Consider the following 13504-nt stretch of genomic DNA (forward strand, 5'->3'; position numbering starts at 1 on the left):
TGCGTTATCAGGCCTTGCCGTACTACTTGTACTGTCTGCGGCCAGATGCCTTGCCAGAACAATTTTGTGAGCGACTCTCAAGATCGTTAGCAGCGCTGTAGAAACGGCATGTTAACGGTTTCAGGCAATAGGCTGATCAACGAATCAGCGGTGCTTAACTACCGAAATGGGCCCTGCAAACGGGACTGAACCAGATGGACAAGATCGCAGAGTTTTTGAAAGAACATCGCATTACCGAAGTTGAATGTGTAGTGCCGGACATGACCGGCATTGCTCGCGGCAAGATCATTCCGCGTAGCAAGTTTGAATCCGGCGAAAACATGCGCCTGCCTGCTGCCGTGTTGTTCCAGACAGTGAACGGCGAATATCCGGATGATGAAACCATCTCCGGCGTGACCGACCCGGACATGATCTGCGTCCCTGATCCTGATGCCATCCGCCTGGTGCCCTGGGCCGTTGACCCAACCTGCCAGGTGATTCACGACTGCGTGCACTTTGATGGCTCGCCCGTCGAATACTCACCGCGTTACGTGCTCAAGCGCGTGCTCAATCTGTACAAAGAACGCGGCTGGAAGCCAGTCGTGGCGCCAGAGCTTGAATTCTATCTGGTTGACGTAAACAAGAACCCGGATATTCCGCTGCAGCCGCCCGTTGGCCGCTCTGGCCGCGCCGAAGTAGGTCACCAGGCTTACTCGATCGAAGCGGTGAACGAGTTCGATCCGCTGTTTGAAGATATCTACGATTACTGCGAAGCGCAGGATCTGGAAGTCGATACGCTGATCCACGAAGTGGGCGCGGCGCAGATGGAAATCAACTTCCTGCATGGTGATCCGCTCGATCTGGCTGACCGCGTGTTCCTGTTCAAGCGCACGGTGCGTGAAGTGGCATTGCGCCACAACATGTACGCCACTTTCATGGCCAAGCCGATGGAAAACGAACCCGGTTCGGCCATGCACATCCACCAAAGCATTGTGGATGCCAAAACCGGCGAAAACCTGTTCAGCACCGCCGATGGCAAAGAATCCGAGTTGTTCTATCACTACATCGCCGGTCTGCAGGCGTATGTGCCCGCACTGATGCCTATCTTTGCGCCGTTCGTGAACAGCTATCGTCGCCTGTCACGCTTTACCGCTGCGCCGATCAACATCCAGTGGGGTTACGACAACCGCACCGTGGGTCTGCGGGTGCCGATGTCTGGCCCGGTGGCCAAGCGCGTTGAGAACCGCATCGCCGGTGTCGACAGCAACCCCTATCTGGCTATCGCGGCCACGCTGGCTGCCGGTTATCTGGGCATGGTGCAAAAGCTCAATCCAACCGAGCCGGTCGCCACTGACGCCTACAACATGCCGTACGAACTGCCACGCAATCTGGAGTCTGCCATTGCGCTGATGCGCAGTAGCACGGCGATTCCGGAAGTGCTGGGCCAAGCATTCGTCCAGGCCTACACCAGCGTGAAAGAAACCGAATATGAAGCGTTTTTCCGCGTGATCAGCTCGTGGGAGCGTCGGCACTTGCTGCTGTACGTGTAGGGTTTGCACGCGAGGCGTGCGAACGCGTTCAGTGGCGGTGCGCATTCATGCGCACCCTACTGATGCCGGTGGATTATTTCGCGAATCCACCCTACGAAACCATCCGGAAAACGACGTGAAATACAGGATGCAAGAATCATGATGACTCAGACCCTGACTCAACGGACTACCCAGGAATGGCAACAACTGGATGCCGCCCACCACATTCATCCGTTTTCGGACATGGGCTCGCTCAACCGCGCCGGTAGCCGGGTGATTACTCACGCCAAGGGCGTGTATCTGTGGGATTCCGAAGGCAACAAAATCCTCGATGGCATGGCCGGGCTGTGGTGTGTGAATGTCGGTTATGGCCGCGAAGAACTGGCCGATGCCGCTCGCAACCAAATGCTGGAACTGCCGTACTACAACACCTTTTTCAAAACCACCCATCCACCAGTGATTGAACTGTCGCGCCAACTGGCTGAACTCACACCGGATGGTTTCAATCACTTTTTCTACTGTAATTCGGGTTCGGAAGGTAACGACACCGTACTGCGCCTGGTGCATCAGTACTGGGCCGCGCAAAGCAAGCCAGAACGCAAGATCGTGATCAGCCGTATCAATGGTTATCACGGTTCCACCATTGCCGGTGCTTCGCTTGGTGGCATGGGTTACATGCATGAACAGATGCCGTCCAAGGTCGGCAACATCGTGCACATCCACCAACCGTACTGGTACGGCGAAGCCGCCGAAGGCGTTACCGCACAGGCGTTTGGTCTGGCGCGCGCTGCCGAGCTGGAAGCCAGGATTCTTGAGGTCGGTGCTGAAAACGTCGCCGCCTTTATTGGCGAACCGTTCCAGGGCGCGGGCGGGGTGATCTTTCCGCCAGACAACTACTGGCCAGAAATCCAGCGCATCTGCGACAAGTACGACATCTTGCTGGTGGCGGACGAAGTCATTGGCGGCTTTGGTCGCACCGGCGAATGGTTTGCGCACCAGCACTTTGGTTTCAAGCCAGACATCATGACCCTGGCCAAGGGTTTGACCAGCGGTTACATCCCGATGGGCGCGGTGGCGATTCATGACCGCGTGGCTAATCCGATCATCGCGGCGGGCGATTTCAATCACGGCATGACTTATTCCGGTCACCCAGTAGCGGCGGCAGTGGCGCTGGCCAATATCGCCATTCTGCGTGATGGCGGCGTGGTGAATCAGGTCAAGACAGAAACCGGTCCGTATTTCCAGAAATCGCTGCGTGAAGCACTGACCAACAGCCCGATCGTAGGCGAAATCCACGGCGCGGGTCTGGTGGCCGGCATGCAGCTGTGTGAACAGAAATCATCACGTAAACGTTTTGAGAATGGTGGCGATGTGGGCTTGATCTGCCGTGATCATTGTTTTTCCAACAACCTGATCATGCGCGCCACTGGTGACCGGATGTTGCTGTCGCCACCGCTGGTGATTAGCCGCTCGGAAATTGACGAACTGGTCGAGAAAGCCGCGCGCTGTATTGATCTGACGGCCAAAGACCTTGGGTATTGAAACGCGTAGGGTTTGCAGGCAGCGCCTGCGAACGCGGTCAGTAAAAGTGCGCATGAATGCACACCCTACGAATCTACGAATCTACGAATCTACGGATTTACAGATTAAGCAGTGTTTTGAAGCGTAGCACCCGCAGGCGGCGCCAGATCGCTGCGGCAGTAACACCAAAGACCAATAAAAACCGACCGACACGGCCGGGCGACTCGACAGATTAGTAGTTTTGTTTCAGGCACTGCACGCAGTAATCAAGCTGTTTGTCGTAGCGACCCGGCCCGCTCTTAACGCCGGACTATTCGAGCGTCATTTTGATTGGAGAGAGATAAGATGAAGTGCAAGATTTTGAGCAGTCTGGCCCTGGCCAGTATCTGTGCAGCGGCGGCGGGTTCGGCGTTTGCGGCAGATACCGAGTTGAATGTGTACAACTGGTCCGATTACATCGCCAAAGATACGATTCCCAACTTCACCAAGGAAACCGGCATCAAGGTGAAATACGACGTCTACGACAGTGACGACACCTTGCAAGCCAAATTGCTGACCGGCAAAGCGGGTTACGACATCGTTGTGCCAACCAGCAACTTTGCTGCCAAGCAGATTCAGGCCGGCATTTACATGAAGCTGGATAAATCCAAGCTGCCGAATCTGAAAAACCTGGACCCAACCCTGATGGCGCAAGTGGCCGGTGCCGATCCTGGTAACCAGTACCTGATTCCCTGGGCCTACGGTACCGATGGTCTGGGTTACAACGTGACCAAAGTCAAAGCCATCCTCGGTAAAGATGTTGATCTGGCCAACTGGGACATCCTGATGAAGCCGGAGAACCTCTCCAAGCTCAAGGGTTGCGGTGTGTCGATGCTGGATCAGGCTAACGATGTGTTTGCCATGGCCCTGCACTATGTCGGCAAAGATCCTAACAGTACCAATCCTGCCGATTACCAACTGGCGTATGACGCCCTCAAGAAAATCCGCCCGTACATTGGTCAGTTCAACTCTTCGGGTTACATCAATGACCTGGCAGGCGGCGATATCTGTATCGCATTTGGCTGGTCGGGCGACGTAACCATTGCCAAGCAACGCGCCAAAGAAGCGGGCAAGGCCTATGAAATCCAGTATTTCATTCCGAAGGGTGGCGCTCCGGTGTGGTTTGACACCATGGCGATTCCGAAAGATGCCCCGCATCCAGAAGCTGCGCTGAAATGGATCAACTACATCGAAACCCCGCAAGTTCACGCCGAAATTACCAACCAGGTGTTCTATCCGAACGCCAACGCCGAAGCCCGCAAGTTCGTGAAGCCTGAAGTGGCCAATGATCCGGTGGTTTACCCACCGCCAGAAGTCGCCAAGACCCTGTTCTTGCTCAAGCCGCTGCCATCAGAAATTCTGCGGCTGGAAAACCGGTTGTGGGCGCAATACAAGTCGGGCCGCTGATTCCAGCCGTGTCTGATTAGTTAACCAACACAGTTAAACAACGCATTGCCAATGACGCAGGTTGGGCCGATTCAGGCTCCGCTCGGCCCCTCCTGCGTCTTGAAGTTGTCAACAAAAGCGCCCTGATTCCTGGCTTTTGCGTCGTAGGGTGCGCATTCATGCGCACCGTCAGCAATGTTCGCGTTCGCATGCCAAGGCCTGCAAACCCTACGTTCTGGTGCCTTGTATATGAGGCTGGACAAGTATTCAGAACGATTTTGTTAGCGACTCTCAACCATCCTCTTAGCAACAGGTAACCAGAATCATGAATGCCCACGAGAGTGCACAAAGCAAACCAGCCACGACGGACGAGAACTTTGTCCGCGTGATTGATGTGGTCAAAAAGTTTGATGAATCCACCGCCGTTGACGGCGTGAATCTGTCGGTCGCCAAGAATGAATTGTTTGCCTTGCTGGGTAGCTCAGGCTGTGGCAAGTCCACGCTGCTGCGCATGCTGGCGGGTTTTGAAACCGTGACCTCCGGCAAGATTTTGATTGATGGCGAAGACATGTCCAAGCTGCCGCCGTACAAGCGGCCGGTGAACATGATGTTCCAGTCTTACGCGCTGTTTCCGCACATGACGGTGGAAAGCAATATCGCGTTTGGCCTGAAGCAAGAAGGCGTAGGCAAAGGCGAGATCGCTGAACGCGTGGCCGACGTGCTGAACCTGGTGCAGATGACCAAGTATGCCAAGCGCAAGCCGTTCCAGTTGTCGGGCGGTCAGCAACAACGCGCTGCGCTGGCTCGCAGCCTGGTCAAGCGCCCGAAGGTGTTGCTGCTGGATGAACCAATGTCGGCGCTGGATAAGCAAATCCGCCAGCGCACGCAGATCGAGCTGGTCAACATTCTCTACAAGGTTGGCGTGACCTGCATCATGGTGACGCACGATCAGGAAGAGGCCATGACCATGGCCGACCGCCTGGCGGTGATGTCGGAAGGGCGCATCGTGCAGCTGGGCGCACCGAATGAAGTTTACGAATATCCCAACAGCAAGTTCGCCGCGTCTTTCATCGGTTCCACCAACCTGTTTGAGGGCGTGATCGTTGAAGACCAGCCGGACCACATCTACGTGGAAAGCGCCGACATGAAACAACGGCTGTTTATCAGCCACGGTGTGACTGGTCCGCTGGGCATGCCGGTGACAATTTCGGTCCGTCCGGAGCGTGTCTTGTTGTCTCGCGCCAAACCTGCACAAGAGGCGAATGCCTCGGTCGGCAAGGTGGTGAACATCGGTTATATGGGCAGCTACACGCTGTACCACATCAAACTCGAAAGCGGCAAAACGGTGATGGCCAACGTCTCCACGCTGGATTTCGACAATATGGAACCGCCTGCGTACGAAGAAGAAGTCTACGTGTCCTGGGGCCCAACGGCCGGTGTCGTGCTGACCAAATGAGAATGACATCATGACACTCAAAGCCAAACTCAAACGCTGGCTGCCTTCCGGGCAAAGGCTGGTGATCGCTGCGCCCTATATCTGGCTGGCGATGTTCTTCCTGGTGCCGTTTTTGCTGGTGGTGAAGATCAGCTTTGCCGATCAGGTGCTGGGTGTGCCGCCGTACACCGAACTGGCCGTCATCAAAGACAACATGGTGCAGATGGCGCTGCAACTGGGCCACTACAAGTTCTTGCTGACCGACAGCTTGTACTTCGCCACGTATCTGAGCTCACTGAAGATGGCGGCGATTTCCACCTTCTTCTGTCTGATCATCGGCTACCCCATTGCCTATTACATTGCGCGCTCCAATCCGGCCACGCGCAACGTGCTGATGATGGCGGTGATGCTGCCGTTCTGGACTTCTTTCCTGATCCGCGTTTATGCCTGGATCGGCATCTTGAAGAACAACGGTCTGCTGAACCAGTTTCTGATGTGGGCCCATCTGGTACGTGATCCGGTCGAGCTGTATCACACCAACACCGCGGTCTATATCGGCATGGTTTATTCCTACCTGCCATTCCTGGTCATGCCGCTGTACGCCCACCTGGTGAAGATGGACCTGCGCTTGCTGGAAGCCGCCTACGACCTGGGTGCCAAACCCTGGAAAGTGTTTGTGCAGATCACTTTGCCGCTGTCCAAAAACGGGATTATCGCCGGGTGTTTGCTGGTGTTCATTCCGGCGGTGGGTGAGTACGTGATTCCGGAACTACTGGGTGGTTCAGACACCTTGATGATCGGCCGCGTGATGTGGGACGAATTCTTTAATAACGCGGACTGGCCAATGGCTTCTGCAGTGACGTGCGCCATGGTGGTGTTGCTGCTGGTACCAATGGCGGTGTTCCAGCACTACCAAGCCAAAGAGCTGGAGGAGATCTGACATGATCAAACCCAATAAAAACCTGCAGGTTACGGTGCTGTCGCTGGGGTTCTTCTTTCTCTACGCACCAATTCTCAGCCTGATTATTTACTCGTTCAACGATTCGCAACTGGTGACGGTCTGGTCGAAATTCTCGTTCCGCTGGTACGGCGAACTCTTGCATGACGACGAGCTCATCAACGCTGCATGGCTGTCGCTGAAAATTGGTTTGATGACGGCGTTTGCTTCGGTGCTCATTGGTACCTGGGCGGGGTTTGTGCTGGCCCGTATGGGGCGGTTCCGCGGTTTTGCGCTGTACACCGCCATGATCAACGCGCCGCTGGTGATTCCGGAAGTGATCCAGGGTATCTCGCTGCTGCTGCTGTTTGTGGAAATGGCCAAGTACATTGGCTGGCCCGCAGAACGTGGCGTGCTGACGATCTGGATCGGTCACGTGATGCTGTGTATTTCGTACGTCGCCATCATCGTGCAATCGCGGATTCGTGAGCTGGATACCTCGCTGGAAGACGCAGCGATGGACCTTGGCGCGACACCGTTCAAAGTGTTCTTTGTGATTACGCTGCCGCTGATTTCGCAAGCGCTGATTTCGGGCTGGCTACTGTCTTTCACGCTGTCGATTGATGATCTGGTGCTGTCCGCGTTCTTGTCCGGTCCTGGTTCAACCACGCTGCCGCTGGTGGTGTTCAGCCGGGTACGTCTGGGTTTGAACCCTGAAATGAACGCGCTGGCGACGATCTTTATCACGCTGGTCACGATTGGCGTGCTGACGGCGAACCACTTCATGCAAAAGGCAGAGCGCAAACGCATGGCGCTGGCCGCGTAAACGGGCAACAAGCGGATGACTGACCATCAGTCGGGGTGGCCATCCGCAATAACAACGACAACGACCTGCAAACAAACAGTTTTGAAAGTGCATTGCGTATTAACAGCAGTAGATGTTCAAGCAAGAAACAATGTTGTTTCGGGGTGCAGATTCAATCACTTGGGATGAGGAAAATGCGCAAGAAAATCTTATGTACTTTGCTGGCCGGTCTGACCGTGTCCGGCGCGGCGCTGGCAGCGCCAAAACAAAGCGAGCTCGATGAGCTCAAGGCCGAGCTGCAGCAATTGCAGGCCGAAGTCAAACAGCTCAAAGCCCAGCAAACGACGACGCAGGCACAGGTTCAGCAACAACAGGCCGCTGTGCCTGCTGCTGCGGCTTCGACTACGCCGGCGATGACGCAGGACGATGTTGACGGCATGAAGCAATCCATCGCTTCGCTGCAACTGAAGACTGACAGCATCGATAAAACCGTGAACGAAGGCGGCATTGCCGGTCTGTCGGTCACTGGTTATCTCGATCCGGTTTACGTCTACAACTTCGGGCAAAAGTCGGGTGGCTTCCAGTTTGTAAACCACAACGGTACCTATAACTACGACGGCAGTACCTTCGGCGATGTCTATCTGGATATCAAGAAGACCTTCGGCGCCGGTGCGCTGGCGCCGAGTGCGGAAATCAGCATCATGCCTAACCGGGGTAACGGGGCGACATTGCTGGCGACCGATGATGGTTCAAACAGCTTCATGAACATCATCAACACCGCTGTCATCAACATGCCGATCGACATGAGCACCACGTTTGTCGCCGGTTTGATGTCCAGCTTTGGCGGTTATGAGTACCAGCTGTCGACGCTGATGCCGACACTGACTCACAACCTGCTGTATGACTTCTCTGATCCGGGTAGCTACGTGGGTGCGGGTATCAATTACTCCACCGGCAACTGGTCGTGGAAGTTCATGCTGGCCAACGAGCAATATCGCACCAAGGGCGCTACTACCCAGGTCGATACCAATGCGACTACCGGTCAGGCCAAGTTTGAAACCAACAACACACCGACGTTCACGACTCGCCTGGACTACACCTGGTCGAGCTCGATAGATCTTGGCTGGTCCGGCAACATTGGCCGTCAATCGCTGGCAACAGCGAGCACGTGTGCGTCTGGTTTCGGCTATCAATGCGGCTCGAACGATCCGTACAGCAATTACTACTTCACCGAAGCTGATCTGACCTATACCTGGGCAGATACCACAATCAATGCCGAAGTCGACCTTGGCAAGCAGCAGAACGCAGCCTTCAATGGCGGCAATGCGCAATGGTGGGGCGTTTCTGTGTTGGGTCTGCAGAAGTGGCATGCTGAGTCTGGCCAGTTTGGCACCGCAGCCCGGATTGACTACATGAACGACCAGAAGAACGGCGGCGGTGGTGGTGGTGTAGTGCTGAGTGATTCCGGTATTGATGGGCACAACGGCTTTGGTATCAGCCAGAACTGCCTGGCCAATTCGACCTCGGCTGGTGCTGATTGCAAAGGCGCAAACCGCGCCGACATCGCGCTGGACTTCATCTGGTACGTAACCGATCAGGCCACACTGAAGATCGAATACCGCCACGATTGGTCCTCTGAAGACACCTTCATCAAGAGCGATGGCACTTACGCCAAGAGCAACGATATGTTGGGTACGCAGTTCATCTATGCCTTCTAAGAGCCGGTTCACCATCTTTTCACGACAGCGTTCGGGGTAGTACCGGATGCGATGCAAGGCGCGAAGCACGCCGCAGTACAAGTACTGGCAGTGCTTCGCAACACAGCAGCGCGCCGGTAATGCCCCGAACCCGAAGGGCTGGGCCAATAAAGGGTCATCCACTGTGTTATGTGATTGGCTAATAACCAGTTATTAGCTGCATCCCATGTCTTGTGGCTAACCCTTTATTGGCACAGCGCTGACGAGTAAAGATGATGAACAGGCTCTAAGACATAGCCTGAAAGGGGGCGACACTGGCTAGTCTGGTGTCGCCACCCACCCGCAGAACAACAATCAAAAATACGGATTGCGTCCCAGACGGCGGAACAGGCCGGGGCTTTTTGCGCCCCTGGCGAGCCAGAATCAGGATGTAGTCAGAAGCTGTTTATGGGTACGCCAACCATTGCGAACGCATAAACAACTTCTCGGCACTTTGCCCAGACAACGAAAGCTAGCGGGATATCGCACCATGAGCATGAATATCGCCAACGCTGAACACATTGATTCGTACTACGCCGCCACGGCCAACGATCACACGCGTTATCCGCGCCTGACTGGCCGCCTGGATGCCGACGTCGTGGTCGTCGGTGGTGGGCTGACCGGCATCAGCGCCGCGCTCAATCTGGCTGAACGCGGGTTCTCGGTGGTGGTGCTGGAAGCAGGCCGCATCGGCTGGGCCGCCAGCGGGCGCAATGGCGGGCAGATGATTGCCGGTTTTGCCTGCGGCATGGACACCTTCGCCGCTGACTTGCCAGACGAAGATGTAAAACGCGTGTGGGATATGGGCATCGAGTCGATCAACATCATTCGCGAGCGCGTGGCCAAACACAATATCAAATGTGATCTGGCCGACGGTTACCTCACCGCTGCCAACAAACCCAAGCATGTGACTGAACTGAAAGCCTGGCGCGACGAAGCCGCCAGTCGTTTCGGCTTTCATGATTTTGAATACGTTGAACCGCAAGACATGCACCGGTTTATTGCGTCAGACCGCTACCTGGGCGGCCTGAATGACAAAATCAGCGGGCATTTGCATCCACTCAACTACAACCTGGGCTTGGCGCGGGCCGCCGTGACCGCCGGTGTGCGCATCTTTGAGAGCAGCTGCGCCACCAGCTTGCAACAAGGCCAGAGCAATATCGTCAAAACCGAACAGGGCGAAGTGCACGCCAAATTCGCGGTGCTGGCCTGCAATGCGTTTATCCACACGCTGTCGCCCGCGCTGGATCGCAAGATCATGCCGGTGGGCACTTATGTGATTACCACTGAGCCTATCGAACAAGAGCGTTTTGCCAAACTGATGCCCGCCAACGCGGCCATTTGCGACAGCCGCTTTGCCCTGGATTATTTCCGCCCGACCGCAGACCGGCGCATTTTGTGGGGTGGCAAGGTCAGCTATTCCAAACTGGCGCCGCCCAACCTGGCGCAAGCCATGCGTGCCGACATGCTCAAGACTTTTCCGCAACTGGAAGACATCAAGGTCAGCCATGCGTGGGGCGGTTTTGTGGATATCACCATGACCCGCGCACCGCATTTCGGGCGCTTGTCCAATACCGTTTATTTCGCCCAGGGTTTCTCGGGGCACGGCGTCAACGTGACCGGTCTGGCTGGCAAGTTAATGGCTGAAGCCATCGCCGGCCAAGCCGAACGTTTCGACATCTTCACCCGCTTGAAGCACCGCGATTTTCCGGGTGGTTCGCTATTGCGCATGCCGTCACTGGTGCTGGCAATGGCCTGGTTCAGATTGAAAGATCTTGTGTGACAGGGCTGGTGTGAGGTGGGTTTCATACAACCCAATCCGCAGCATCACTTTTCCCGATCGCACCTAACACTTCACGTTTCACAAGGAACTACATCATGACTCTGCAAAAAGACCTCGCGTACTGGCAACAGAAAGCGGCCAGTCTGACCATTGAAGGTCGCGCGTTTATTGATGGCGAACTGTCCGATGCCGCTAGCGGTAAAACATTCGACTGCGTCAGCCCCATCGACGGCAAAGTGCTGACTCAGGTGGCATATTGCGGTGAAGCGGACGTTGAGCGCGCCGTGTCTGCCGCCCGCCGCAGCTTTGAAGCGGGCGTCTGGTCCGGGCTCAATCCGCGCCAACGCAAAGAAATTTTGCTGCGCTGGTCCGCGCTGATTACCGAACACATGGAAGAAATCGCGCTGCTGGAAACGCTGGACGCTGGCAAGCCGATTGGCGATACCACCACCGTGGACGTACCTGGCGCGGCATATTGCGTGCAGTGGTTTGCCGAAGCCATCGACAAGGTCGGCGGCGAAATCGCTCCGGTCGACCATCACCTGGTTGGTATGGTGACGCGTGAAGCGATTGGCGTGGTCGCGGCGGTGGTGCCCTGGAACTTCCCGATCCTGATGGCCGCCTGGAAGTTTGGCCCGGCGCTGGCTGCAGGCAACAGCGTGATCCTCAAACCATCGGAAAAATCTCCGCTATCGGCCATTCGCGTGGCGCAACTGGCGTTTGAAGCAGGTATCCCCGCTGGCGTGTTCAACGTGCTGCCAGGTTTTGGCGACGCCGGTAAACAACTGGCGTTGCATATGGATGTGGATTGCCTGGCATTCACCGGTTCTACTTATGTCGGCAAGCAGTTGATGCAACACAGCGGCCAATCCAACCTCAAGCGGGTATGGCTGGAGTTGGGCGGCAAGTCCGCCAATATCATCATGCCCGACTGCCCGGACATGGACCGCGCCGCACGCTCGGCCGCTGGTGGCATCTTCTACAACATGGGCGAAATGTGTACCGCTGGCTCGCGCCTGTTGGTGCATCGCTCAATCAAAGACGACTTCATCAAACGCGTGACTGCCGAGGCTGCGGCCTACAAGCCGGGCAACCCGCTTGATCCCAAAACCAGCATGGGCGCGATTGTCGACAACATTCAGCTGGACCGGGTGATGTCATACATCGAAACCGGCAAAGGCGAAGCGCGCCTGGTAACGGGCGGCAACCGGGTACTCAAGGAAACTGGCGGTTATTACATCGAACCGACGGTGTTTGAAGTGGACAGCCAGGAAGCCCGCATCGCCGCTGAAGAAATCTTTGGGCCGGTGCTGTCGGTGATTACCTTCGACACCCTGGATGAGGCGATTGCTTTGGCGAATGCCAGCGAATACGGCCTTGCTGCGGCGTTGTGGACGTCTGATTTGACGACTGCCCACGAAGGCGCCCGCCGTCTGCGCGCGGGGACGGTGTGGGTGAATTGCTATGACGAAGGCGGGGATATGAATTTCCCGTTTGGCGGCTACAAGCAATCGGGGAATGGGCGCGATAAGTCGCTGCATGCGTTGGAGAAATATACGGAGTTGAAGTCGACGTTGGTGAGGTTGCGGTAAGGGATTGGCTGCTTTTGTAGGGTGGATTCGGAGCAGCCCCAAGGGGTAGCGACAATCCACCTGCGATATGGGCTTGAGTCGTAGGGCAGGGAGGGTGCAACGCGCTTTGGTTTTGGCTTTGAAGGTCGTGTTGTTAGTGCCTTCGGCACGGGGTTGAAAGGCTTCTGATACCCGGGGGTACCCGGGAGCACGACACCTTTCTTTGCGTCGCCAAAGAAAGGTGTCCCAAAGAAAGGCGACCCCGCTGCCGCAAGGGGGGCCGAAGTCAAAAGCCGTGCCCCTCGGGGGTACCCCCACAACGATGCTGAATGTTCGGGATGCAAGTTGCTGTGGGGAAACGAACCGTCTGTGTGCGAGTGCTCTTTGCGCGGCTCCGCCGTTCCCTCGGTCGGCCGGAGCCTAAGGTCTCCGGCTCTCCGTCGGCGTGGTTTGCAGGGCGATGTGCCTGTGATAGCAGCAACAGCAACCCATTGAACACCAATTGCATCGTCATTCCCGCGAAGGCGGGAATCCAGTGCAACCGTGATTGCAAGCAGCGGTAACAACAAACAGTTCCTTAGCCCGGATGAAACGAAGTGAGAATCCGGGGCTGCAATGTATCAATGAACAACGGCGGCTGGCTTCTCGCCGTCCTGGCATCCCAGTTTGCATGCTTGAGCCGGGTATTTATAACGTTTGATTTTGTCACAGTACTTAGTCAACAGAGGGTGTGTTTCTAAATCCCCTAACGCCACTGCCGAAGGAGTGTCGGGAGACCCGAGG

At 56.0% G+C, this 13504-nt stretch carries 9 protein-coding genes; all 9 read left to right on the plus strand.

Going from position 1 to position 13504, the window contains the following annotated elements; translation table 11 throughout:
- The first annotated feature begins 194 nt into the window (after positions 1-194).
- The 9 genes from N7220_RS17440 to N7220_RS17480 all read left to right on the plus strand — a co-directional run bounded on the left by N7220_RS17440 (position 195) and on the right by N7220_RS17480 (position 12742).
- On the plus strand, positions 195-1529 hold the full coding sequence (locus N7220_RS17440; RefSeq protein WP_283148797.1) for a glutamine synthetase family protein: 1335 nt from the start codon (positions 195-197) through the stop codon (positions 1527-1529).
- Positions 1530-1670: 141 nt separating this feature from the next.
- Positions 1671-3050, plus strand: coding sequence for an aspartate aminotransferase family protein (locus tag N7220_RS17445; protein ID WP_283151452.1), 1380 nt, complete (start codon positions 1671-1673; stop codon positions 3048-3050).
- A 324-nt stretch (positions 3051-3374) separates the two neighbouring features.
- Complete coding sequence (locus tag N7220_RS17450) at positions 3375-4475, plus strand: polyamine ABC transporter substrate-binding protein (RefSeq protein ID WP_283148798.1); 1101 nt, start codon at positions 3375-3377, stop codon at positions 4473-4475.
- 304 nt (positions 4476-4779) lie between these two features.
- A complete protein-coding gene (locus N7220_RS17455) occupies positions 4780-5910 on the plus strand; it encodes an ABC transporter ATP-binding protein (protein WP_283148799.1) in 1131 nt (376 codons plus the stop codon).
- Between the two features lie 10 nt (positions 5911-5920).
- Positions 5921-6829 carry an ABC transporter permease subunit gene (locus N7220_RS17460; RefSeq protein ID WP_283148800.1) on the plus strand — a complete coding sequence of 303 codons (909 nt, stop codon included), beginning with the start codon at positions 5921-5923 and terminating at the stop codon, positions 6827-6829.
- Between the two features lies 1 nt (position 6830).
- Positions 6831-7652 (plus strand): ABC transporter permease subunit, encoded by an 822-nt coding sequence (locus N7220_RS17465; RefSeq protein ID WP_283148801.1) that lies wholly within the window; start codon positions 6831-6833, stop codon positions 7650-7652.
- 173 nt (positions 7653-7825) lie between these two features.
- Positions 7826-9349 (plus strand): DUF3138 family protein, encoded by a 1524-nt coding sequence (locus tag N7220_RS17470; RefSeq protein WP_283148802.1) that lies wholly within the window; start codon positions 7826-7828, stop codon positions 9347-9349.
- 508 nt (positions 9350-9857) lie between these two features.
- A complete protein-coding gene (locus tag N7220_RS17475) occupies positions 9858-11150 on the plus strand; it encodes an NAD(P)/FAD-dependent oxidoreductase (protein WP_283148803.1) in 1293 nt (430 codons plus the stop codon).
- Between the two features lie 95 nt (positions 11151-11245).
- Positions 11246-12742 (plus strand): aldehyde dehydrogenase, encoded by a 1497-nt coding sequence (locus N7220_RS17480; protein WP_283148804.1) that lies wholly within the window; start codon positions 11246-11248, stop codon positions 12740-12742.
- The last annotated feature ends 762 nt before the right edge of the window (positions 12743-13504 follow it).

Source organism: Silvimonas soli (assembly GCF_030035605.1).
Taxonomy (GTDB): Bacteria; Pseudomonadota; Gammaproteobacteria; order Burkholderiales; family Chitinibacteraceae; genus Silvimonas; species Silvimonas soli.

Bases quoted from the DNA above. Each gene is read 5' to 3' on its own strand.
- N7220_RS17440 (WP_283148797.1), top strand. From the start codon at position 195: ATGGACAAGATCGCAGAGTTTTTGAAAGAACATCGCATTACCGAAGTT.
- N7220_RS17445 (WP_283151452.1), top strand. From the start codon at position 1,671: ATGACTCAGACCCTGACTCAACGGACTACCCAGGAATGGCAACAACTG.
- N7220_RS17450 (WP_283148798.1), top strand. From the start codon at position 3,375: ATGAAGTGCAAGATTTTGAGCAGTCTGGCCCTGGCCAGTATCTGTGCA.
- N7220_RS17455 (WP_283148799.1), top strand. From the start codon at position 4,780: ATGAATGCCCACGAGAGTGCACAAAGCAAACCAGCCACGACGGACGAG.
- N7220_RS17460 (WP_283148800.1), top strand. From the start codon at position 5,921: ATGACACTCAAAGCCAAACTCAAACGCTGGCTGCCTTCCGGGCAAAGG.
- N7220_RS17465 (WP_283148801.1), top strand. From the start codon at position 6,831: ATGATCAAACCCAATAAAAACCTGCAGGTTACGGTGCTGTCGCTGGGG.
- N7220_RS17470 (WP_283148802.1), top strand. From the start codon at position 7,826: ATGCGCAAGAAAATCTTATGTACTTTGCTGGCCGGTCTGACCGTGTCC.
- N7220_RS17475 (WP_283148803.1), top strand. From the start codon at position 9,858: ATGAGCATGAATATCGCCAACGCTGAACACATTGATTCGTACTACGCC.
- N7220_RS17480 (WP_283148804.1), top strand. From the start codon at position 11,246: ATGACTCTGCAAAAAGACCTCGCGTACTGGCAACAGAAAGCGGCCAGT.